This window comes from Kitasatospora sp. NPDC097691 (assembly GCF_040302665.1).
Lineage (GTDB): Bacteria > Actinomycetota > Actinomycetes > Streptomycetales > Streptomycetaceae > Kitasatospora.
In genome coordinates this window covers 41,999-62,850 of the sequence record NZ_JBEORY010000046.1, presented here as the reverse complement: position 1 = coordinate 62,850, position 20,852 = coordinate 41,999, and the positions used below count along the sequence as shown (strand labels likewise).

At 73.8% G+C, this 20,852-nt stretch carries 21 protein-coding genes; 9 read left to right on the top strand and 12 right to left on the bottom strand.

Going from position 1 to position 20,852, the window contains the following annotated elements; genetic code table 11:
• Window positions 1–9: 9 nt before the first annotated feature.
• Window positions 10–993, bottom strand: coding sequence for a DinB family protein (locus ABTY56_RS27030; RefSeq protein ID WP_350631777.1), 984 nt, complete (start codon window positions 991–993; stop codon window positions 10–12).
• A gap of 338 nt (window positions 994–1,331) precedes the next feature.
• On the opposite strand from ABTY56_RS27030, the gene ABTY56_RS27025 reads away from it, so the two are divergent.
• Together ABTY56_RS27025 and ABTY56_RS27020 are read left to right on the top strand one after the other, a co-directional pair.
• The gene (locus ABTY56_RS27025) at window positions 1,332–2,291 is read left to right on the top strand and encodes a phosphatidylinositol-specific phospholipase C (protein WP_350631776.1); all 960 of its coding nucleotides are present in this window, start codon (window positions 1,332–1,334) and stop codon (window positions 2,289–2,291) included.
• A gap of 143 nt (window positions 2,292–2,434) precedes the next feature.
• Window positions 2,435–3,733, top strand: coding sequence for an alpha/beta hydrolase family protein (locus ABTY56_RS27020; RefSeq protein ID WP_350631775.1), 1,299 nt, complete (start codon window positions 2,435–2,437; stop codon window positions 3,731–3,733).
• A gap of 78 nt (window positions 3,734–3,811) precedes the next feature.
• On the opposite strand, the gene ABTY56_RS27015 is transcribed toward ABTY56_RS27020, so the two are convergent.
• From ABTY56_RS27015 to ABTY56_RS27000, 4 genes are all read right to left on the bottom strand, one after another.
• Entirely contained in the window at window positions 3,812–4,105 is a 294-nt protein-coding gene (locus tag ABTY56_RS27015) for a winged helix-turn-helix transcriptional regulator (RefSeq protein ID WP_350631774.1), read from the bottom strand.
• Between the two features lie 354 nt (window positions 4,106–4,459).
• Entirely contained in the window at window positions 4,460–5,188 is a 729-nt protein-coding gene (locus ABTY56_RS27010) for a hypothetical protein (protein ID WP_350631773.1), read from the bottom strand.
• 192 nt (window positions 5,189–5,380) lie between these two features.
• Window positions 5,381–5,920: a PadR family transcriptional regulator gene (locus ABTY56_RS27005; protein WP_350631772.1), complete on the bottom strand. Its 540-nt coding sequence runs from the start codon at window positions 5,918–5,920 to the stop codon at window positions 5,381–5,383.
• Window positions 5,921–6,235: 315 nt separating this feature from the next.
• Window positions 6,236–8,278 carry an oxidoreductase gene (locus ABTY56_RS27000; RefSeq protein ID WP_350631771.1) on the bottom strand — a complete coding sequence of 681 codons (2,043 nt, stop codon included), beginning with the start codon at window positions 8,276–8,278 and terminating at the stop codon, window positions 6,236–6,238.
• 222 nt (window positions 8,279–8,500) lie between these two features.
• On the opposite strand from ABTY56_RS27000, the gene ABTY56_RS26995 reads away from it, so the two are divergent.
• On the top strand, window positions 8,501–9,736 hold the full coding sequence (locus ABTY56_RS26995; RefSeq protein ID WP_350631770.1) for an FAD binding domain-containing protein: 1,236 nt from the start codon (window positions 8,501–8,503) through the stop codon (window positions 9,734–9,736).
• Between the two features lie 117 nt (window positions 9,737–9,853).
• Here the strand turns inward: ABTY56_RS26995 and ABTY56_RS26990 are convergent, their stop codons facing one another.
• On the bottom strand, window positions 9,854–10,429 hold the full coding sequence (locus ABTY56_RS26990) for a TerD family protein (protein WP_350519172.1): 576 nt from the start codon (window positions 10,427–10,429) through the stop codon (window positions 9,854–9,856).
• 154 nt (window positions 10,430–10,583) lie between these two features.
• Window positions 10,584–10,979, bottom strand: a complete 396-nt coding sequence (locus ABTY56_RS26985; protein WP_350631769.1) for a hypothetical protein — start codon at window positions 10,977–10,979, stop codon at window positions 10,584–10,586.
• Between the two features lie 261 nt (window positions 10,980–11,240).
• On the opposite strand from ABTY56_RS26985, the gene ABTY56_RS26980 reads away from it, so the two are divergent.
• The 3 genes from ABTY56_RS26980 (at window position 11,241) to ABTY56_RS26970 (ending at window position 12,604) form a co-directional block, all read left to right on the top strand.
• Window positions 11,241–11,534 carry a hypothetical protein gene (locus ABTY56_RS26980; RefSeq protein WP_350631768.1) on the top strand — a complete coding sequence of 98 codons (294 nt, stop codon included), beginning with the start codon at window positions 11,241–11,243 and terminating at the stop codon, window positions 11,532–11,534.
• A gap of 141 nt (window positions 11,535–11,675) precedes the next feature.
• The gene (locus tag ABTY56_RS26975; RefSeq protein ID WP_350631767.1) at window positions 11,676–12,113 is read left to right on the top strand and encodes a MarR family winged helix-turn-helix transcriptional regulator; all 438 of its coding nucleotides are present in this window, start codon (window positions 11,676–11,678) and stop codon (window positions 12,111–12,113) included.
• Window positions 12,110–12,604, top strand: coding sequence for a hypothetical protein (locus ABTY56_RS26970; protein WP_350631766.1), 495 nt, complete (start codon window positions 12,110–12,112; stop codon window positions 12,602–12,604). Before ABTY56_RS26975 ends, ABTY56_RS26970 begins: the two co-directional genes overlap by 4 nt.
• Here the strand turns inward: ABTY56_RS26970 and ABTY56_RS26965 are convergent.
• Together ABTY56_RS26965 and ABTY56_RS26960 are read right to left on the bottom strand one after the other, a co-directional pair.
• Complete coding sequence (locus tag ABTY56_RS26965) at window positions 12,592–14,148, bottom strand: glycerol-3-phosphate dehydrogenase/oxidase (protein ID WP_350631765.1); 1,557 nt, start codon at window positions 14,146–14,148, stop codon at window positions 12,592–12,594. The two genes, ABTY56_RS26970 and ABTY56_RS26965, sit on opposite strands and share 13 nt — an antisense overlap.
• The gene (locus ABTY56_RS26960; RefSeq protein WP_350631764.1) at window positions 14,145–14,843 is read right to left on the bottom strand and encodes a TetR/AcrR family transcriptional regulator; all 699 of its coding nucleotides are present in this window, start codon (window positions 14,841–14,843) and stop codon (window positions 14,145–14,147) included. Before ABTY56_RS26960 ends, ABTY56_RS26965 begins: the two co-directional genes overlap by 4 nt.
• Before the next feature lie 74 nt (window positions 14,844–14,917).
• Here ABTY56_RS26960 and ABTY56_RS26955 point away from each other — a divergent pair, with 74 nt between their 5' ends.
• Complete coding sequence (locus tag ABTY56_RS26955) at window positions 14,918–16,486, top strand: FAD-binding oxidoreductase (protein WP_350631763.1); 1,569 nt, start codon at window positions 14,918–14,920, stop codon at window positions 16,484–16,486.
• A gap of 14 nt (window positions 16,487–16,500) precedes the next feature.
• Complete coding sequence (locus ABTY56_RS26950; protein WP_350631762.1) at window positions 16,501–17,427, top strand: diacylglycerol kinase; 927 nt, start codon at window positions 16,501–16,503, stop codon at window positions 17,425–17,427.
• A 145-nt stretch (window positions 17,428–17,572) separates the two neighbouring features.
• Here the strand turns inward: ABTY56_RS26950 and ABTY56_RS26945 are convergent, their stop codons facing one another.
• Window positions 17,573–18,493, bottom strand: coding sequence for a DUF6891 domain-containing protein (locus ABTY56_RS26945; protein WP_350631761.1), 921 nt, complete (start codon window positions 18,491–18,493; stop codon window positions 17,573–17,575).
• Between the two features lie 293 nt (window positions 18,494–18,786).
• Window positions 18,787–19,413, bottom strand: a complete 627-nt coding sequence (locus tag ABTY56_RS26940) for a GNAT family N-acetyltransferase (protein WP_350631760.1) — start codon at window positions 19,411–19,413, stop codon at window positions 18,787–18,789.
• A gap of 222 nt (window positions 19,414–19,635) precedes the next feature.
• On the opposite strand from ABTY56_RS26940, the gene ABTY56_RS26935 reads away from it, so the two are divergent.
• Window positions 19,636–20,070 (top strand): hypothetical protein, encoded by a 435-nt coding sequence (locus ABTY56_RS26935; RefSeq protein ID WP_350631759.1) that lies wholly within the window; start codon window positions 19,636–19,638, stop codon window positions 20,068–20,070.
• On the opposite strand, the gene ABTY56_RS26930 is transcribed toward ABTY56_RS26935, so the two are convergent.
• Window positions 20,049–20,804, bottom strand: coding sequence for a helix-turn-helix domain-containing protein (locus ABTY56_RS26930; RefSeq protein ID WP_350631789.1), 756 nt, complete (start codon window positions 20,802–20,804; stop codon window positions 20,049–20,051). The two genes, ABTY56_RS26935 and ABTY56_RS26930, sit on opposite strands and share 22 nt — an antisense overlap.
• Window positions 20,805–20,852: the final 48 nt, after the last annotated feature.

Here is a 20,852-nt window from a genome sequence, read left to right as displayed (position 1 = left end):
GACCAGCGCCTAGTGCTCGGTGCCGTGGTAGATCCGCTCGATGACCGCGGCCGCGATCTTCGGGTCCCGGCCGACCCCATTGACGATGATCACGTACGTGTCATCGAACCAGATGCACCCCAAGTCGTCGCCCTCGCTCACCACGTGGGAGGTGGCGGAACAGTACATCTTCCCCGGCAGCGACGTCGGGACCTCCCCACCCGAGCTTCCCTTCGAGCCCGCCATCGACTCGGCGAACGTCCGCTGGAACGTCATCGTCACGTTGGCGATGACGACCTCCCACCGTGCCGTGTGGTCATCGCCTGCCAGCACCAGGTCCGTGGAGCTGTTGGGCACGCTGCCGTACGCGGCCGTCTGGGGGCTCTCCACGCCGTCCCTGGTGAGTGAGGCCCGGAACTTCTCCCAGTCGCTGTCAGAACTCGCCCTGCGCTGCTCTCCCTCCACTGAGGCGGGCAGGCGCGGGGCGGACCCGAGGTTCTTGGAGCCGCCGAGGAAGTGGATGCCGAGGGCGACCAGGGCCCCCACCACGACCAGGACGGCGATCAGGAGACCCGTGTTGCCGTGCTTGTTGACGACCTTGTTGTGGATGTTCCCGCCGACGAGCACATTGCCCGTCCCCAGCGCCGTCTGCCCGGCGCCGCCGACCACCGCGCTCGCGCCGACGGTGACCGTCGTCGGCGCCGGCGGCTCCTCGACGGGCTGTGCGGCCCGCTCCGCGCGGCGCGTCTCCAACGACTCGGCCAGCGCCGGGTGCAGGCTCAGCAGCTCGCCCACGGCCTCCGCCAGCCCCAGGCGCGCCCCGTCGTCCTGCGGCGCCGAGTCGGCCCGCTCGGCCGCCTGCGCCCAGCGCGGCAGTTGCCTGAGCCCCTCCTGCACCCAGCCGACGCCGTCCGCGCCGAAGGGCGTCCCCGCCGCCCCGGCCGCGCCGGTCGCCGCCTGCAGCAACGCTGCGACGACTGCCGCCGCGAGGTCGGTACCGTCCCCCGAACTCATCCCCAACCCCCCGGATCCGACCGGCCATTCGCCGTCCAATGTGACAGCAGTTCGTCAGGCTGGGCAGGGGAGGTGCGAATGGAGACTGAACCGCAATCACCCCGATCCGACCACGACCTCGGCACCTTCCCGCCCGTCCGTTCCCAACCACCGGTGACCGCAAGCGACTTGCCGCCCCGTGTGACAGCCGTTCGTCAAGCGGGGATCCGGGTAGGAAGGACGGAACGGAGACCGAAGCACGCCCGCCCCTCGGACGGTGAACCCGCCGACGCCGAGGCGGCGTTCGGACTGAAGGCAGCGCACGCCCCAGCCGATCGGAAGGCCGAAGGAGCCACCTCATGGGCATCGCACGTCGTGATCTTCTCAAGTGGAGCGCGGGAGTCGGCGGAGCAGCCGTCCTGGGCGGCGGGATCGCCCTGCCGTCGTCCACCGCCTGGGGCGCCGTGCGGACCACCCCGCGCGGGCTGCCGACCGACGACTGGATGAGCCGTCTGGACGGGAACCTCTCCCTGCTCGACCTCACCATCCCCGGCACCCACGACTCGTGCTGCGAGAACCCCGACTACGGCACCGAGTGGTCGCACACCCAGAACTGGGGCATACCGCAGCAGTTGCAGGAGGGCGTCCGCTTCCTCGACATCCGCTGCAACGGCCTGCAGGGCGCGCCGGACGAGCTCGGGATCTACCACTCCGACGCCTACCAGCACCTCCGGTTGCAGGACGTGCTCGACCGGTGCCGGTCCTTCCTGCAGGCACACCCGGGCGAGACCATCGTGATGCGCCTGCGCAATGAGCGGGCGGGCGGACAGGCGCTCGGCGACGAGGAGTTCATGCGGCGGGTCAACCACTACTTCGACGCGTTCGGCTACCGGAGCCTGTTCCACTTCTACGGTTGGCCGACGCTCGACACCGCCCGCGGCAAGGTCGTCCTGCTCGCGGACTTCGCCAACCCCTGGGGCCTGATCGACTGGTCCAGCGGCCAGAACGAGTACTTCGACACCCAGGACGTCTGGCAGATCGGCGGCCTCGACCCGCTGGGCGCGAAGGGCCGGTACATCACCGCCCAGTTCGACAAGGCCTTCGGCAACCCGAGCTACCCGAAGATGTTCGTCAACTTCCTCAGCTACGCCGGTGGTTACTGGCCCAAGACCAGCTCCCAGAGCCTCATGGACCGCGCCGTCTACCCGTACCTGAACGCCCGCACCCAGCAGCGCGCCCGGTTCGGCATCGTGCCGATGGACTTCCCCGACTTCCACGTCAACGTGCTGCAGATGCTGATCGACAAGAACGTCGTCTAGCCTCCACCTCCCGCTCCGGCCGGGCCGACGTCGCGCGGTCCGCATCAGCCCGGGGATGTAAACCCGTGGGCCAATGCCAGGTGACGGTGGATCAGTCGGCGGGCCGATGCCGCCCGGCCGCCTCGCGTGACAGCGTTCGAGGCATGGACACCACGCCGTTCGCAAGCCTCACCGGCCCCACCAGCCCTACCGGCCCGACCGGAACCTCCGCCGGGCCGGCCGGAAGCCCCACCGGGCCGACCCGCCGTCGCATCCTCGGCGCCGCGCTGGCGATGGGCGCCGCCGCGCCGATCGGCCTCGCCGGCACCGCCTGGGGCGCCCCGGGCCGCGCCGCAGCCGCCACCGGCACGGGCCCCGCCGCCGCCGCGCGGCTCACCCTTCCCGCGCCCACCGGCCCGTGCCCGGTGGGCATGGTGCCGCTCCACCTGCGCGACACCTCGCGCCCGGACCCGATCGCCGGGCCGGGCCGGTTCCGCGAGCTGATGGCCACCGTCTGGTACCCGGCCCGGAGCTCCGACGCCGACGCGTACCCGCTCGCCCCCTGGATGACCGACGGCGCCCTGCGGGCCCTCCTCTCCGACATCGGCTTCCCACTCGACCCCTCCGTCGGCCCGCTCACCTCCGGCCACCAGGGCGCGCCCGTCCGCCGGACCGGCCACCGGCTGCCCGTCGTCGTCTTCTCGCACGGCTCGGGCGGCTACCGCGCCGACCACACGGTCATCTGCCAGGAGCTCGCCAGCCACGGCTACGCCGTCGTCACCGTCGACCACACCCACGACGCGTTCACCGAGTTCCCCGACGGCACCGTCCTCACCCCGGACGGCAGCGTCGCCATGTACCCCAGGGACTACGCCGCCGACCTCCGCTTCCTGCTCGACGTCGTCGACGACCTCGCCGCCGGCCGCAACCCCGACGTCGACCGCCGCGCCCTGCCGGCCGGCCTGCTCGGCGGCCTCGACCCGGACACCCTCGGCGCGTTCGGCTGGTCCAAGGGCGGCACCGCCACCGCCCTCGCCATGGCCGCCGACCGGCGCATCCGCGCCGGGCTCGCCCTCGACGCGCCGATGCTCTCCAACCCCGCTCCCAGCGCCGACCTCGACCGGCCGTTCATGCTGATGACCGCCGACTGGGCCCGGGCCGGCAACCCCGCCGCCGAGACCTTCTGGGGCCACCTGCGCGGCTGGCGACTCGACATCCAGGCCACCGGCGCCATCCACAGCTCGTACGGCGACAACATGACGCTGATCCCCCAGGCGGGCAGGCTCCTCGGCATGACCGAGGAGCAGATCCACGCCCAGGTCGGCACCCTCGACCCCGACCGCGGCATCCGCATCCAGCAGGCCTACCCCCTGGCCTTCTTCGACCTCCACCTGCGCCACCGCGGTTGCCACCTGCTCGACGGGCCGTCGCCGGCCTTCCCGGAGATCGTCTTCCACCCGTAGGCGACGCGCCGGACGAACGGAGCCGGACGAACGGAGCCGAGAGCCGGGACGGCCGCGACGGGGGTGCGGCCGTCCCGCTCACCGTTGGACGCCCGCCGGCCGCGCACCCGTGCGGTACAGCTCGACCAGCAGCGGGCGAAGCGCCTGCCCGGCGGGCGTCAGCCGGTACGTGGTCCGCACCGGGAAGCCGGGAAGCCGCTGGCGGGCCACCAACTCCCGCTCGCCCAAGACCTGCAGGCGCTCCGCGGGCACCTTCGAGCTGATCTCCGGAAGCCGCGCCCACAACTCCCCGTACGAGGCGGGGCCGTGCATCGGCTCCCGCAGCACCAGCGTCGCCCAGCGGCCCGCCACCGCCACCAGTGCCACCTCCACCGGGCAGTCCGCCTCGGGCCGCGCGGTACGGCCGCGAGGGCCGGCGGGACGCGGCAGGCGATGTGCTCCGTGCTCCAGGTGCCGGTCGACGTGGTGGCCGCCGGCTTCGCCGGATCGACCTCGGCGAGGCCGTCCACCTGCCCGACCGCCGATGCGTCGGGTTCCGCCCCGTGCAGGTCGTCAGCGCCGACGGGGCGGCGACCAGCGTGCGGAGGACAACGGGCCAAGCTGCACGGCCTCTTCAGCGGTTCGCCGGGCTCGGTCGATCCGTGAGCCGATCGTCTGACCGGCTCCGCCGATCCGGTCGGCGGCGGCCGAACAGCCGGTGCGCTCGGCCCTGCCGCGGGCCGCGGTTCAGGCCCGCATGTTCTGGGTGGCGACGGCGGTGGGCGGGGTGGTGCTGCCGGCGGTGGTGCCGAGTGTGCGCTCGACCTTGGAGACGGCGGTGCGGTACTGCATCGAGGCCGTCTGCGCGTCGGCGCCCTCACGCTGGAAGTAGCCGAAGGCCATGGCGACCGTGCCGAAGCGCTCGATACCGACGAAGGCGTTGAGTTGGACGCCGGCCAGGGTGCCGTCGAGGCGGACCGCCGGGGCGTCCGGGCGGTCGCCGAGGGTGACCGGGGTGACGGTGAAGGTCACGGTGTCCTCGGTGCCGGCGTTGAAGGTGATGGTGTGGCAGCTCCGGAGGGCGTCGGCCACGGAGTTGAAGTCGGTGGTGAGCTGGTCGGACGGCTCGGCGGCAAGGGCCTCGGTGACCATCGGATTGCCGTCCGGACCGTCGAGTTCGGTCTCGGCGCGCGAATTCGCGAGGCCGGGCTGGGTGGCGTGCATGTTGATCAGGGCGCTGAGCGCGTCGCAGCCGCTGACCGGGCTCGGGTTCTCGCCCGGACTTGGGCTCTCGGTGGCGGGCACCTCGGTGAAGTCGGGACCGAGGTCGGCTGCGGTGAGCAGGGCCGACTTCAGCTGGTCGGCGGAGGGGAGTTCCTCGGCGGGCGCGGCCGACGCCAGGTGCGTCGGGCCCAGGGCGACCGCCGCGACGACAGCTGCGGCGATGACGGCGTGGAGCGGCCTGGGAAGAGACATGCGGGCCCCCGGTCGAGAGTTCGGGCAGGGACAGGCAACCAGTGTCCCACCGGGGGTCGGGAGCGGCGCGCGGGGCGGGCATCGCCGCAGGTCAGGACCTACGGAGGCGCGGGGCCGGCCCTGCTCAGGCGTCGGCCGGACCCGGTTCGGGCGCGTGGCTCGGGCGTGGCTCGGGCGTGGCTCAGGCGTGGCTCAGGCGTGGTCCGGGGAGAGGGATTCGAGGGTCTCGGCGAGCCACTCCACCCAGAACGTCTCCAGCCCGATCCCGGCCCGCAGCACCGCGTGCTGGAGCCGGTTCTCGCCGTCCGCCCGCTCGGCCGGGAAGTCGCGCCGTTCGATCTCCAGGTAGTCGGCCAACTGCGCGCGGTGAAGCTCCAGGTGGCGTTCCAGCTCGTCCGCCAGGCCGTCCGTGCCGACCACCGCCGCGGCCCGCAGCCGTAGCAGCAACGGCTCCCTGACGGCACGCGGCGCGGCACCCTCGGCCGTCCAGCGGGCCAGCTCGGCACGACCCTCCGGCAGGACCTCGTACTCCTTCTTCTGCCCGCGCACCGGCCCGGCCGGCTGGAGGGCCCGGATGTGGCCGGAGGCCTCCAGCCGTCCCAGCTCGCGGTAGATCTGCTGGTGGGTGGCGGGCCAGAAGAAGCCGATCGACTTGTCGAACCGCCTGGTCAGCTCCAGCCCCGAGGACGGCTTCTCCAGCAGGGCGGTGAGGATGGCGTGCGGCAGCGACATGCCGACGATCCTAGAGGCGCATGAGCGGGTCGGATGGTCATGCGATGAGCGGAGCTCATGGGGCGAAGGCATGAGCCGGTCTCATGGGTGCGCCCATGAGCAGCAGGTGCCATGAACCACCGCTTATGAGAAGGTCTCATGGCCGCAGGCATGAACAAGTCTCATGGGGCGCGCCCATGAGCAGCTCTCATGGCCGCAGGCATGAGCAGGCCCCATGGCCACCCTCCATGAGCAGGCCCCATGGCCCCACCCCCATGAGCAGGCCGCATGGCCGCGCGCATGAGCAGGTCTCATGCACGCGGCCCCGGGAGCCGCTCAGAGCGAGGCGGCCAGCTCGGTGCCCTGCTTGATGGCCCGCTTGGCGTCCAGCTCGGCGGCGACGTCGGCGCCACCGATCAGGTGCACCGCCAGGCCGCGCTCGCGCAGCGCCTCGTACAGGTCGCGCCGCGGCTCCTGCCCGGTGCAGAGCACCACGGTGTCGACGGGCAGCACCTGGCGCTCGCCGTCCACGGTGATGTGCAGGCCGGCGTCGTCGATCAGGTCGTACGTCACGCCTGGGACCATCACCACGCCGCGGTGCTTGAGCTCGGTCCGGTGGATCCAGCCGGTGGTCTTGCCGAGCCCGGCGCCGACCTTGGTGGTCTTGCGCTGCAGCAGGTGGACGCTGCGCGGGGGCTTGGGGCGCTCGGGGGCACGCAGGCCGCCGCGCTCGCGGTACTCCGCGTCGATGCCCCACTTGGCCGCGAACACCGGCGGGTTGAGGCTGGCCTGGTCGCCCTGGTCGGTGAGGAATTCGGCCACGTCGAAGCCGATCCCGCCCGCGCCGAGGATGGCGACCCGCTCGCCGACGGGCGCGCCGTCGCGCAGCACGTCGAGGTAGCCGACCACGCTCGGGTGGTCGATCCCGGGGATGTCGGCGGGGATCCGCGGGGTGACGCCGGTGGCGATGACGAGGTCGTCGTAGCCTTCCCCGGCCAGCTGCTCGGCGGTGGCGGTGGTCCCCAGGCGCAGCGTGACGTCCAGTTCGGCGAGCCGGGTGCGGTAGTAGCGCAGTGTCTCCTCGAACTCCTCCTTGCCGGGGATGCGCCGGGCCACGTCGAGCTGTCCGCCGACCGCCTCGGCGGCGTCGTACAGCGTGACGTCGTGGCCGCGCTCGGCGGCGGAGACGGCGAAGGCGAGCCCGGCCGGGCCGGCGCCGACGACGCCGACGCGCTTGCGCACCCTGGTGGGCGCGAGGACGAGTTCGGTCTCGTGGCAGGCGCGCGGGTTGACCAGGCAGGAGGTGATCTGGAGGTTGAAGGTGTGGTCCAGGCAGGCCTGGTTGCAGCCGATGCAGGTGTTGATGGCGTCGGCGCGGTCGTCGCGCGCCTTGGCGACGAAGTCGGCGTCGGCGAGCAGCGGGCGGGCCATCGAGACCAGGTCGGCGTTGCCTTCGGCGAGCAGGCGCTCGGCGATCTCCGGGGTGTTGATGCGGTTGGTGGTGACCAGCGGGATGCCGACCTTGCCCATGACCTTCTTCGTCACCCAGGCGAAGGCTCCGCGCGGCACCGAGGTGGCGATGGTCGGGATGCGGGCCTCGTGCCAGCCGATGCCGGTGTTGATGATGGTCGCCCCGGCGGCCTCGACGGCCTGGGCGAGCCGGACGACCTCGTCCAGGGTGGAGCCGCCCGGCACCAGGTCGAGCATGGAGAGGCGGTAGACGATGATGAAGTCCTCGCCGACCCGCTCGCGGACCCGGCGGACGATCTCCACCGGGAAGCGCATCCGCCGCTCGTACGGGCCGCCCCACTCGTCCTCGCGGTGGTTGGTCGCGGCGACGATGAACTCGTTGATCAGGTAGCCCTCGGAGCCCATGATCTCGACGCCGTCGTAGCCGGCGCGGCGGGCGAGTTCGGCGCAGCGGGCGAAGTCCTCGACGGTCTGCTCGACCTGCTCGGCGGTGAGCTCGTTGGGGACGAAGGGGCTGATCGGGGCCTGGATCGCACTGGGGGCGACCAGGTCGCGGTGGTAGGCGTAGCGGCCGAAGTGCAGGATCTGCAGGGCGATCTTCCCTCCGGCGGCGTGCACCGCGTCGGTGACCGCGCGGTGTTTGTCGGCCTCCTCCTCGGTGGTGAGCATCGCGCCGCCCTCCCAGGGACGCCCGGCCTCGTTGGGGGCGATGCCGCCGGTGACGATGAGGCCGACGCCGCCGCGGGCGCGCTCGGCGTAGAAGGCGGCCATCCGCTGGTAGCCGTCGGGGGCTTCTTCGAGGCCGACGTGCATCGAGCCCATGATCACGCGGTTGGGCAGGGTGGTGAAGCCGAGGTCGAGCGGGCTGAGCAGGTGCGGGTAGCGGCTGCTGCCGGGGGTGGCGCTCATCGACGTCTCCTGGGGCGCGGGCTGGGTGTCGTGGTTACCGCAGGGTAGGGGACGCGTCGAGCATTATGCAACTAGTTGCATAATGCGGGGCGGCGCCCGCGTCCCGAAGCGGCCGAACACCGGGCGGACGGCGGGGCGCCCGCGTATCGTCGTGTCCCGGACGTCCTGGACCTCCCGGATGTCGCGGGCTCGGGAGAGGGGGCAGCCGTGCGAGGTGGCTCGGTGGCCGTGGTCGGGGGCAGCATCGCCGGGAGCGCGTTCGCCGGGGCCGCCGCCCGGCTGGGCGCGGAACGGGTCGTGGTGCTGGAGCGCAGCCCGGGCCGGCTGGAGGACCGCGGCGTGGGCATCTGCACCCACAATGACCGCTTCGACGAGCTGGTCCGCGCCGGACACCTCGCCGCCGACACCCGCCGCCACCGCCTGACCGTCCGCCGCTGGACCACCCGGGGGCCGGCCGGCGGGGGCGACGGCCCGGACGGGCGCGGACGGGTGCTCTGGGACCAGCCGTTCCCCTTCCACTCCCACCACTGGGCCGTCCTGTGGCAGGCCCTGCGCGAGCGGGCCCCCGAACGGGTCGAGTACCGGCTGGGTACCACCGTCACCGCGGTCGGCGGCGACGAGCGGGCCGCCTGGACCGAGGACGCCGACGGCAGCCGCCAGGCCCACGACCTGGTGATCGGCGCGGACGGCTACCGCTCGGTGGTCCGCGAGGCCGTCTGCCCGCAGGCCGCACCCGAGTACGCCGGGTACGTGTGCTGGCGCGGCAGCTACGACACCGCGCTGCTGGACGAGCTGCCCGGCGGGGCCGCGGTCTGGCCGGAGGAGGAGTGCATCACCGTCTGCTACCGCGGCGGACAGGTCGTGATCTACCGCATCCCCGGGCTGGAGCCCGGCCGCACCCAGGTCAACTGGGTCTTCTACGCGCCGACCCCGGACTGGCTGCGCCTGGACGGCCCGACCAGCATCCCGGCGGGCGCGCTCACCGACGGGCGGCTGGACGAGCTGCGGCAGCTCGCCGAGCGTCACCTGCCTCCGTACTGGGCCGGGCTGGTCACCCTCACCCCGCGCGAACGGACCTTCCTGCAGCCCGTCTACGACCTGGCGACCCCGCGCCGCACGGCCGGGCGGCTGCTGATCGGCGGGGACGCGGCCACCGTGGTCCGCCCGCACAACACCAGCGGCGCGGTGAAGGCCCTGCAGGACGCGCACGCCTTCGAGCAGGCCGGCCGGGAGTCCGGCTCCTGGTCGTCCCTGCTGGCCGCGTACGACCGCGAACGGAGCGCGGCCGGCCGGGAGTTGGTGGACCTGGGCCGGACGCTCGGCCGGGCGCAGGTCACGGCGGCGCCGGACTGGTCGACGATGGACGAGCCCGCGATGGCCGCCTGGTGGCAGGACCAACTCACCGGCAGCGGCGGTTTCGGCGGCCACGCGCTCGGTCGGACCGAGCCTTCCCCGTGACCACCGAAACCGCCGAAACCACCGGGCCTGCGGGAACCGTCAGAACCGTCGGAACCGTCAGAACCGCCCGATCCGACCGACCCGCCGACGCCGCCGACGCCGCCGCCGACGCGAGGATCAGACGTTGACGCCGTAGTCGGTCGCGATGCCGCGCAGGCCGGAGGCGTAGCCCTGGCCGATGGCACGGAACTTCCACTCGGCACCGTTGCGGTACAGCTCGCCGAAGACCATCGCGGTCTCGGTCGAGGCGTCCTCGGTCAGGTCGTAGCGCGCGACCTCCTGGCCGTTGGCCTGGTTGACGATCCGGATGAACGCGTTGCGGACCTGGCCGAAGTTCTGCAGCCGGGCATCGGCGTCGTAGATCGACACCGGGAAGACCACCTTGGCCACGTCGGCCGGCACCCGGTCCAGGTCGACCTTGATCTGCTCGTCGTCGCCGTCGCCGCCACCGGTCAGGTTGTCACCGCTGTGCTCGACCGAACCCTCCGGGCTGCGAAGGTTGTTGAAGAACACGAAGTGCTGGTCCGAGATCACCTTGCCGAGCGCGTTGCACAGCAGTGCACTGGCGTCCAGGTCGTAGTCGGCCCCGGTGGTCGTGCGAACGTCCCAGCCGAGGCCCACGATCACGGCGCTCAGACCGGGCGCCTCCTTGCTCAGCGAGACGTTGCCGCCCTTGGCCAGCGAAACTCCCACAATGCCCTCCTCGATCTCTCCCTGCGGACGAATCTACAACACTGTAGAGATCACGAGAATCCGTCTGAAGTCGGGCTCCACCCCGGAATTCATCAGGGGCCGCGTCAGGGCCCTGGCGGGAACCGATCCTCCCCCTCCCCCGGGCTCGCGGGTTTCACTCCGGCCCGTCGATCGAGATCCGCAGGGCGCCGCCCTCAGCGCAGGCGCGACGGCCCCAGTCCAGCAGCACCCGCAGGAGCGCGCGCTCGCCCTCCGGAAGCCGCGCGAGGTCCACCTGCTCGACCTCCCGGGCCAGCGCGGCCAGCGCCGAACCCTTGATCCGCGTGGTGTCGTCGATGTCCGGCTCGTACCGGGCCAGGGTCGGCAGACTGCGCGCGCCCAGACGCCGCAGGACAGCACGCATCGCGCCGCCGTCCGCGTACCGCTCCAGCGTCCCGAGCGCCGCCGCCGGGCCTGCGGATCGGCCGGTCCGGACCCTCGCCGCCACCCGGTGCAGCGCCAGGACGTACTCCTCGTCCGCCAGATCGTCCCCGTACTCGTACGGACGCATTCCGCACCCCTCCCTCGGCACACCGACGACCGTACCGGGCGGCCAGGCCGGACGGGCCGAGCCGGGCCAGGACGGGTCGAGCCGGGCCAGGACGGGTCGGGTCGGGCCAGGACGGGCCAGGTCGAGCGCGGCCGGCACCGGCCGGGGCGCCCGGGTGGCGCCGTCGACCTAGACTGGCGGTGGACCGCCGGTTCCGGTTCGCCGGCACCGGCCACGGCCCCGATTCCCAGCCCCGGTTGCGGCGCCCCGCGGGAGGTACCCATGCGCCAGCGGTACAGCTTCCACGTCGACCAGGGCGGGCACTCCGTCACCGTCAACGTCCGCTCCGGCTGGATCACCGAGACCGAGTTGCTGGTGGACGGCAAGGAGTGCGGCTTCCACCGCGTCCACGGGCACGGCAGCTACCCGCTGACCCTCGCCTCCCAGCTCGCCGAGGAACCGCCCCGGCCGCTCGCGGTCACCCTGGACCGCACCGGCAAGGCCGAGCACCCGCTCTCCTGCGTCCTGGAACTCGCGGGCACCGAACTCCCTATGCCGGAGCGCACGGGCCGCTGAAACCCGGCCGGCCGGCACCGCCCACTACACACCGCCCGCTGCCCACGTCCCACGTCCCACCGGCACCGCCGCCTCGCGCCGCGGCCTGCCCACGGCCACTGGTTTGCCCACGGATCCTACGAAACCGTATTATCCGAATACGTGACGCCCGAGAACGCAGCCGCCCCCGACCGGTCCGCCCTGCTGGCACTCCAGCGCGCGACGCACGCCACGCTGCAGCTGCTCGCCGCCGAGCTGGTCGACCTCGACCTGACCGCCTCCGAGATCAACGCGCTGGCCAACCTCGCCGACGGACGCGGCCGGACGGTCTCCGAACTCGGCGCCGCCGTCGGCACCCGGCCGACCACGCTGACCGGCATCCTGGACCGGCTGGAGCGCCGCGGCCACATCACCCGCGGCGCCCGCGCCGGGGACCGCCGCTCGGTGCTGATCGAACTCACCGCCACCGGCCGGCTCACCGCCGACACCATCCGGCGGACCGTGACCGACCTCGAACGCCGAGCGCTCGGCGACCTCTCCCCCGCCCAGCTGGACGGCTTCCACGCCGTGCTCCAGGCCCTGACGAAGGCATCCGCATGACCTCCCCCACCCCCGGCACCGCTCCCGGCACGCCCGGTACTCCTGACACTCCCGGTACGCAAGGTTCGCCCGGCACGCCCGGCACACCCGAACCCGCCGACCCGTTCGGCGAGTTGCTGCGCGAGGCGATGACCGGCGCCGAGCGCTTCGGCCACCGCCAGCACGTCCGCCTCACCTGGCTCGCCGTACGCCGGCACGGCGCCACCGCCGCCCTCGACCTGATCGCCGACGGCATCCGGCGCACCGCCACCAAGGCCGGGGCCCCGCAGAAGTTCCACGTCACCATGACCCGGGCCTGGGTCGAGCTGGTGGCCCACCACGCCGATGACGCAGCGGACTTCGAGGAGTTCGCCACCCGCCACCCGGAGCTGCTCGACAAGGCGCTGCTCGCCCGCCACTACCGGCCCGAGACGCTCGCGGGCGCGCAGGCCCGGACCACCTGGGTGGAACCGGACCTGAGGCCCATCCCACCGACCGCTCAGCCCTCCTGACACTCCGCCAGGATCTGCTCGACCGTCTTCCGCGCCCGCTCGGCGTCCTGGGCGACCAGCCCGATCCGGGTGCGGCGGTCGAGCACGTCGGCGACGTCCAGCGCGCCCTCGTGGGTCACCGCGTACGCGATCTCGGCGCGCGTCACGTCCAGGCCCTCGGCCACCGGCGCCGACCCGCCCGCGGCCAGCACCTCGTGGGCGGCACCGCCGTGGCGCGCCAGCAGCGAGGCGGGCGCCCCCCGCGGGGGCAGCGGACGGCTGTCCCGGTGCCCGGGGGCGCCGACCAGCGGCAGCCGGGTGGTCCAGCAGGTGCGGGCGGGCAGGCCGCGCAGCCGGGCGGCGGCGTCCACCGCGTCCTCCGCCATCCGGCGGTAGGTGGTGAGCTTGCCGCCGACCACGGTGACCATCCCGGACGGGGACTCCAGCACCGCGTGCTCGCGCGAGATGTCGGCGGTGCTGCCGCCCCCGGTGTCGATCAGCGGGCGCAGCCCGGCGTAGGCGCCGCGCACGTCCGCCCTGGTCAGGGCGGTGGCGAGGGCGGCGTTGACGGTGTCGAGGAGGAAGGTCAGCTCGGCCTCGGTGGGCTGCGGCTCGTCCGGGATCGGGCCCGGGGCGTCCTCGTCGGTCAGGCCGATCGCGACCCGGCCGAGCTGCTGCGGCAGGGCGAAGACGAAGCGGCTGGTCGAGCCGGGCACCGGCACGGTCAGGGCCGCGGTCGGGTTGCCCAACGCCGCTGCGTCCACCAGGACATGGGTGCCGCGGCTGGGGCGCAGCGTGATCGAGGTGTCCACCTCACCCGCCCAGACGCCGGTGGCGTTGACCACCGCACCGGCCCGGACGTCCAGCGCCTGCCCGGTCAGCGTGTCGACCAGCCGGGCGGAGGTGCCGGTCACCGCCTCGGCCCGCACCCTGGTCAGCACGGTCGCACCGTACTGCGCGGCGGTGCGCGCCAGGGCGACCACCAGCCGGGCGTCGTCCACGAGTTGGCCGTCGTGCGCGACGAGCGCGCCGCGCAGGCCGGCGGTGCGCACGCCCGGCACCAGCTGCCGGGTGCGGGCGGCGTCGATCCGGCGCACCCGGGGCAGCAGCGTGCCCGGCGTGCCGGCGCTCACCCGCAGCGCGTCACCGGCGTGGAAGCCCGCGCGGATCAGCGCACCCTGCCCGGGGCGCAGCAGGTCCGGGAGCAGCGGCACCAGTTGGGGCAGTGCGCGGATCAGGTGCGGGGCGGTGCTGGTCATCAGCACACCGCGCTCGACCGCGCTCTCCCTGGCCACCTTGATCCGGCCGGAGGCGAGGTAGCGCAGTCCGCCGTGCACCAGCTTGGAGCTCCAGCGGCTGGTGCCGAAGGCCAGGTCGCGGGACTCGACCAGCACGGTGCGCAGGCCGCGCGAGGCGGCGTCCAGGGCCACCCCGGCGCCGGTGACACCGCCGCCGATCACCAGCAGGTCGATGCGCGGGTCGTCGCCGAGCGCCTCGAACTCCAGCTTGCGGCGTACGGCGTTGAGTCGGCTCGTCCCCGCGAAGGGGCCGGCGGGCGTCGTCATGGTGCGAGGTATCCGTTCAACGCTCTGGCCAGCTCGCGCCGCCAGGCCGCCTCGGGGAGCAGGGAGGCGACCATGCGGTGCGACTGGACGGTGGACTGGGCGATCAGCAGGACCATGGCCGCGAGTTCGAGCGGCTCCCCGGCCCTGACCGAGCCGTGCGCCTGGCCGCGCTCGATGCCGTTGCGCAGCGCCTCCAGCAGTCCTCGCTGGCTGGCGCCGAGCCGCTCGACGACGTATTCGAGCAGGAGGTCGGAGTCGTCGGAGCGGAGCAGTGCGCCGAGCACCCGGTGGTCGCGCAACCGGACGGACACCTCGACGACCCGGTCCACGAAGGTCTCCCGGTCCGCCACGTCCAGCGTGGTGTCCTCCAGGGTGGCCAGGATCTCCCGGGTGAGCAGCGCGCCGATCACCGCCCGGACGTCCGGCCAGCGCCGGTAGACCGTCGGCCGGCTGACCCCGGCGCGGCGGGCGATCTCGGCCAGCTGCGTGCGGCGCATGCCGAGGTGGACCAGCAGGTCGGCGGCGGCGTCCAGGATCACGTCGTCGGTGCTGCGGGGCTGCTCGGCCTCCGCGCCGCGCGGCTGCACGGTCTCCGCGTTGGTCGGCCGCGCGGTCTCCGCGTGGCGGGGCTGCACGGTTTCCGCGTTGCGGGGCTGCTCGCCTGGTGTCGCCGGCTCGGCGTTACTACTTGACATGATGTGTGAAACTGTAACGCATGGCACCTGAGACGCAAGCGGAACCGGCGGGCGCCGCGCTTCCGCTCCCCCCGATGAAGTGGAACGCCTGGGGCGACCCGGCCCTGGCCAAGGAGCTGTCGGCCGACATCAAGGGACTGCTCGCCGCCGCCCTCGGCGTCACCGGCGACGCCGATCCCGGGCCGAGCGCCGACGAGGTCGTGCTCCGCCCGTCCCGGATCTCCGCCGACGACCTCAAGGCGCTCGCCGCCGCCGTCGGCGACGACCACGTCAGCGACGCCGACGCCGACCGCCTGCCGCGCGCCGGCGGCAAGTCCACCCCCGACCTGCTGCGCCGCCGCAGCCGCGGGCAGCAGGACGCGCCCGACGCCGTCGTGCTGCCCGGCACCGAGCAGGAACTCGCCGCCGTCCTCGCCGTGTGCGCCGAACGACGCATCGCCGTCGTCCCGTTCGGCGGCGGCACCAGTGTCGTCGGCGGCCTCGACCCCGAGTGCGGCGGCCTCCAGGCCGTCGTCTCCCTCGACCTGCGCCGTTTCGACCAGCTGCTCGACCTGGACGAGACCTCCGGCGAGGCCGTCCTCGGCGCCGGCCTCACCGGCCCCGCCGCCGAGGCCCTGCTCGCCGAGCGCGGCTGGGAACTCGGCCACTACCCGCAGAGCTTCCGCTACGCCACCATCGGCGGCTTCGCGGCCACCCGCTCCTCCGGTCAGGACTCCGCCGGGTACGGGCGCTTCGACGACATGGTGCGCGGCCTGCGGGTGGTCACCCCCGTCGGGCAGCTCGACCTCGGCCGCGCCCCCGCCTCCGCCGCCGGCCCCGACCTGCGCCAGCTCTTCCTCGGCTCCGAGGGCACCCTCGGCGTGATCACCGCCGTGCGCCTGCGCGTCCACCCGCTGCCCGCCGTCAAGGCGTACGAGGCGTGGAGCTTCCCCGACTTCGCCACCGGCACGGCGGCGCTGCGCGCCGTCGAGCAGCAGGGCACCGGCCCGACCGTGATCCGCCTCTCCGACGAGGCCGAGACCATGGTCAACCTCGCCACGACCGAGCAGATCGGCGGCGCCCCGGCGGTCACCGGCTGCCTGGCCGTCACCGTCTTCGAGGGCGACGCGGAGCAGGTCTCCGCCCGGCACCACGCCACCCGCGAGGCGCTGCTCGCCGCCGGCGCCACCTCGCTCGGCGAGACCGCGGCCCGCTCCTGGGAGCACGGCCGGTTCAACGCGCCCTACCTGCGCGACTCGCTGCTCACCGCCGGCGCGCTGTGCGAGACGCTGGAGACGGCCGCCGAATGGAGCCGACTGCCCGCCCTGCGGGCCGCCGTCACCGAGGCGCTGACCACCGCCCTGCCCGGCGCGCTCGTGCTCTGCCACATCTCGCACGTCTACCCGACCGGCGCCTCGCTCTACTTCACCGTCGTCGCCGCCCTCGGCGAGGACCCGCTCACCCGCTGGGGCGCCGCCAAGCGCGCCGCCGGGGACGCCATCGTCGGCGCGGGCGGCACCATCACCCACCACCACGCCGTGGGCATCGACCACCGGCCCTGGATGACCGACGAGGTCGGCGACCTGGGCGTACGCATCCTGCGCGCCGTGAAGGCCGAGCTCGACCCGGCGGGCATCCTCAACCCCGGCAAGCTGATCCCATGAGCGGACCTCATGGGATGAGCGAACCTCATGGGGAGACCGGTCCGAGAACCGTCCGCCGGGTTGCCGTCCTCAGCAACCCGGCGGCGGGCGCCGGCCACGCCGGCCCCGCCGCGGAGCGGGCCGTCGCCCGCCTGCGCTCCCTCGGCATCGACGTCGAACCGCACACCGGGAGCTCCGCCGAGGACGCCGTCCGCCTCGCCCGCGAGGCGGCGGCCGGCGGCGTGGACGCGGTCGCCGTGGTCGGCGGCGACGGCATGATCAACCTCGCTCTGCAGGCGCTCGCGGGAACCGCAGTGCCGCTCGGCGTGATCCCGGCCGGCACCGGCAACGACCACGCCCGCGCGTACGGCCTGCCGCTCGGCGACCCCGAGGCCGCCGCCGACGTCATCGCCGCCGGTCGGTTCCGGACCGTCGACCTCGGCCGGATCACCGCCGCGGACGGCGCCGTCCGCCGGTTCGGCTCCATCCTCGCCACCGGCTTCGACTCGCTGGTCAGCGACCGCACCAACCGGCTGCGCTGGCCGCGCGGCCGGATGCGCTACAACCTGGCCATCCTCATCGAGTTCGCCAACCTGCGTCCCCTCCCGTTCCGGATCACCCTCGCCAACGGCACCGTCATCGAACGCGACCTCACCCTCGCGGCCGTCGGCAACACCCGCAGCTACGGCGGCGGCATGCTCATGTGCCCGGACGCCCTCCCGGACGACGGCCTGTTCGACGTCACCCTCGTCGACGCCATGCCCCGCCTGCGCATCGCCCGCTTCTTCCCCACCCTCTTCAAGGGCACCCACACCACCCGTTCGGAAGTCACCACCCTGCGCACCGAGTCCCTGCGCATCGACTCCCCGGGCATCACCGCCTACGCCGACGGCGAGTTCATCGCGCCGCTGCCGGTCGAGGTCACGGTGGAGAAGAACGCCCTGCACCTGCTGGTGCCGTGACACGCTGAGTCCGCGGCCCGACCGGCCACCGGCCGGGCCGCGGCACCGGCCTCCGGACCGGGCCGTCGCCGTCCGCGAGCGGGGCGGCTCCTCCTCCCCTGCCGGATGCCGCCGACGGCCCCGGAGGGCAGGGCAGTTCAGGCGCTCACCCGCCCAGGCGGCGCCGCCAGAGCAGCGGGCGGATCTCGATCGCGTGCGACGGGTCGCCGTTCCAGACCGTGGGCAGGCCGGCCGCGGTGAGGGCGGCGACCACCTCGTGGCCGACGGCGGTGGAGGTCGACGGAGAACCGTCGAAGCCGCCGTAGAGCAGGGACAGGCCGTGGCCCGAGGCGGCGGACTCGGTGCACTGGGAGTGGAAGTAGACGAAGCCGCGGGCGTCCGAAGCACCGGCCGCACCGATCTCGGCCTCTCCGCAGGAGCGACAGCAGGTGAAGTTCTCCCGGGCCGTGATGCCGTCCTCCTCCAGGGCGGCGAAGGCGCGGGTGAGGCGATCCGGGTCGGCCTCGCCGATCCAGCCGGTCTGCTCGCCGACCCGCTCCAGCCAGAGCCGGTCGGCGAGTTGCTCCGCCTGGGCGCGCGAGAGCGGACGGCGGTCACCCGACACCAGGTACTCCTCCGCCTCCTCGGCCAACCCGGCCCGGTCGGTGTAACCGCAGGCGAGGCTCAGCCGCAGCCGGTCCTCCAACTCCTGCCGCTCGCCCGCGGCCAGCTCCAGCGGCGGCACGGGCTCCGGCGCCGGCCCCATGTCCAGCGACTGCCAGTCCAACGCGTCACCCCAGCCCGCCTCGCCGCGCGCCCACGCCGTCATCGCCTCGGCCACCGGCTCGGGCCCGGCCAGCCGCACCTCGAAGTGCCGCCCGGCGGAGCCGTCGCGGTGCTCCAGCGTGTAGTCCTCACCGTCGGCGTGCCACACCTGGATGTACACGTCCGGCAGGTCCGGTATCCGCTCCACGACGAGGAAGCGGTCGTCCTCCGCGCCGATGCGCCGGACCAGCCCCGCCAACTCGTCCGCGCTCAGCCGGGAGCGTCGCTTCCCGTCGTTCGTCTGCACCGTGATCGCCAGCATGGGGCCACCCTGCCACACCCCACTGACAACCACGCCGCCCGATACCGCAGCTCAGCCCCGGTACCGGCGTACCCGGCCGGCCGGGTGCACGGCGGCCGCGCCGAGCAGCAGCACCGGCCGGTTCAGGGCGTCGGCCACCGCCGTCCGCCCGCCACCGCGGGACTCCCTCCGCCCCCCACGGCACACACGACCAGCGGCAGCAGGGCGCTGCCGGCCAGGACGCCGCCGATCCGCTCGCGATGCCTCATCGAGCTCCCCCACTCCCGGTGGCCCCCACCGCCCGTTCCGGCACCCTAGGACGAACGGTCCTCCCGGCGCAGTCGGAAGACCACGTTGCGGCGCAGCAGTCCCTCCGGAGCGGCGGGGTCGTCGAAGTCCTCGGCGGGGTCGTGGGTCATGCCGAGGCGGCACATCACCGACTGGGAGCGGTGGTTGGCGGCCGTGGTGATGGCGAGGACCTCGGGGAGGCCGAGGTTGTCGAAGGCGTGACCGAGGACGGCGCGGGCCGCCTCCGTGGCGTAGCCGTGTCCCCAGGCGGAGCGGGCCAGCCGCCAGCCGATCTCGACGCCGTCGACCGGGTCCGTCTCCTCGATGTCGTCCAGGCCCACGAAGCCGACGAACTCGCCGCTCTCCCGGACCTCGACGGCCAGCCAGCCGTACCCACGCCGTTCGATCGCGGCCTCGAAGCGTGCCACCGAGGCGTCGCTCTGCTCGCGGGTGAGCGGAGCGCCCAGGTGCTCGCGGACCGCCGGGTCGGCGTTCATCGCGGCCCACGGGGCGAGGTCGGACTCCCGCCAGCGTCGGATCAGCAGGCGTTCGGTGCGCAGGTCATCCGGCGGACCGTCCAGCGCTCCTGCCAGCGGCTTGTTCGACTGCTCGTTCAGCGGTCGGGCGGGCGGTTCGTTCAGCGGGTTGTTCATTCGGCCAACCCAACGGCACCCCGGCCGCTCGGGCAAGCGGATATGGCCCCGCGGCGGCGCGCCGTCACCGGGCGGGCCGTTCCCCCGCAGGTCATGCCCGGGCAGGCCATTCCCCCGCGGGCCGTTCCCCCGCGGGCCATTCCCGGGCGGGAATTGTCCGGCGGCTGGTCCGCTCCGAGGATGGGTCCACCGACACCGAGCGACCCCACGGAGGAGTCCGTCATGACCACCGGCACGCCCACCACCAGCGCCCAGCGACTCGCCGACCGCTACGCCGCGTTGTGGACCGAGTCCGACGCGGTCGCCCGCCGCGGCGCGATCGAGCGGCTGTGGGCCGAGGACGGCGTTCACCTGCTGCACCCGCCCGTCGAGGCCCGGGAGGCGGCCGCGCGGGTCGGGTTCGCCGAGCCCGTCCTCGAAGCGCGCGGCTACGAGGAGTTGGAGTTCCGCGTCGCCCGCGCCCACGAGGAGTTCGTGGCGCCCGGCGAGTTCACCTTCCGTGCCCGGCCGGACGCCGTGCGGCTGCGGGACGTCGTCCGCTTCAGCTGGGAGATGGTGCCCGTCGGCGGCGGCGAACCGGTCGGCGGCGGCACGGAGTTCGTCGTCCTGGACGCCGACGGCCGGATCACCGCCGACTACCAGTTCCCCGGGTTCTGAGCGGCGGCTGCCCGCAACGCCTCGGCGGTCGCCGTGTCGGCCGGCAGGAAGGCCTCCAGTTTCAGTTCGGCGAGGGTGACGTCCACGGCCGTGGCGAAGGTGGTGACCGTCGTCATCAGGTGCAGCTCACCGAGGGAGGTGCGCAGCTCCAGCGGGACGGCGAAGCCCAAGTGCTGCTCCCCCAGCTCCGCTTCGGGTACGTACGAGCTCAACTCCTCGTGCAGGTCGCCGAGGTGCCGGGTGCGCTCGACGATGTGGCGGGCCCAGGCGGCGAAGTTGAGGATGCGCGGGGCGAGGCCGTCCGGGTGCAGGGCGAGCCGGTAGGCGTTGGTGCCGGGGCCGACGAGCCGCGGGTCGGCGCCCTCGGTGATCACGTCGAGGGCGGTGTTGGCGGCGACCACGTCGCCCCGGCGGTTCACCACCACCGCCGGGTACGGGAGGTGGCCGGCCAGGATGTGGCCGATCGCCTCCCGCACCGGGGTCAGGGCCGGCCCGTCCAGCGGTGTCTCGGGGTATACGGGCGCGTAACCGGCAGCCAGCAGAAGCTCGTTGCGTTCCCGCAGGGGCAGGTCCAGTGACTCGGCGAGCCGGACGACCATGCCCCGGCCGGGCGCGGAGCGGCCGGATTCGATGAAGCTGAGGTGCCGCTGGGTCGTGCCCGCCCGTGTGGCGAGGTCGAGCTGGCTCAGACGGCGGCTGGTACGGCGCTCACGCAGCGCCTGGGAGAAGTCCACGCCATCAGCCAACCCCGGGCGGGCGCGGTCCGCCATTCCCCCGGGGGA

Excerpts from the sequence above, each read along its gene's own strand:
- ABTY56_RS26945 (WP_350631761.1), bottom strand. The coding sequence starts at position 18,493 with ATGCTGGCGATCACGGTGCAGACGAACGACGGGAAGCGACGCTCCCGG.
- ABTY56_RS26985 (WP_350631769.1), bottom strand. The coding sequence starts at position 10,979 with ATGCGTCCGTACGAGTACGGGGACGATCTGGCGGACGAGGAGTACGTC.
- ABTY56_RS26965 (WP_350631765.1), bottom strand. The coding sequence starts at position 14,148 with ATGACGACGCCCGCCGGCCCCTTCGCGGGGACGAGCCGACTCAACGCC.
- ABTY56_RS26980 (WP_350631768.1), top strand. The coding sequence starts at position 11,241 with ATGCGCCAGCGGTACAGCTTCCACGTCGACCAGGGCGGGCACTCCGTC.
- ABTY56_RS27030 (WP_350631777.1), bottom strand. The coding sequence starts at position 993 with ATGAGTTCGGGGGACGGTACCGACCTCGCGGCGGCAGTCGTCGCAGCG.
- ABTY56_RS26960 (WP_350631764.1), bottom strand. The coding sequence starts at position 14,843 with ATGTCAAGTAGTAACGCCGAGCCGGCGACACCAGGCGAGCAGCCCCGC.
- ABTY56_RS26935 (WP_350631759.1), top strand. The coding sequence starts at position 19,636 with ATGACCACCGGCACGCCCACCACCAGCGCCCAGCGACTCGCCGACCGC.
- ABTY56_RS26940 (WP_350631760.1), bottom strand. The coding sequence starts at position 19,413 with ATGAACAACCCGCTGAACGAACCGCCCGCCCGACCGCTGAACGAGCAG.
- ABTY56_RS27010 (WP_350631773.1), bottom strand. The coding sequence starts at position 5,188 with ATGTCTCTTCCCAGGCCGCTCCACGCCGTCATCGCCGCAGCTGTCGTC.
- ABTY56_RS27000 (WP_350631771.1), bottom strand. The coding sequence starts at position 8,278 with ATGAGCGCCACCCCCGGCAGCAGCCGCTACCCGCACCTGCTCAGCCCG.
- ABTY56_RS27005 (WP_350631772.1), bottom strand. The coding sequence starts at position 5,920 with ATGTCGCTGCCGCACGCCATCCTCACCGCCCTGCTGGAGAAGCCGTCC.
- ABTY56_RS26950 (WP_350631762.1), top strand. The coding sequence starts at position 16,501 with ATGAGCGAACCTCATGGGGAGACCGGTCCGAGAACCGTCCGCCGGGTT.
- ABTY56_RS26955 (WP_350631763.1), top strand. The coding sequence starts at position 14,918 with ATGAAGTGGAACGCCTGGGGCGACCCGGCCCTGGCCAAGGAGCTGTCG.
- ABTY56_RS26970 (WP_350631766.1), top strand. The coding sequence starts at position 12,110 with ATGACCTCCCCCACCCCCGGCACCGCTCCCGGCACGCCCGGTACTCCT.
- ABTY56_RS27025 (WP_350631776.1), top strand. The coding sequence starts at position 1,332 with ATGGGCATCGCACGTCGTGATCTTCTCAAGTGGAGCGCGGGAGTCGGC.
- ABTY56_RS27020 (WP_350631775.1), top strand. The coding sequence starts at position 2,435 with ATGGACACCACGCCGTTCGCAAGCCTCACCGGCCCCACCAGCCCTACC.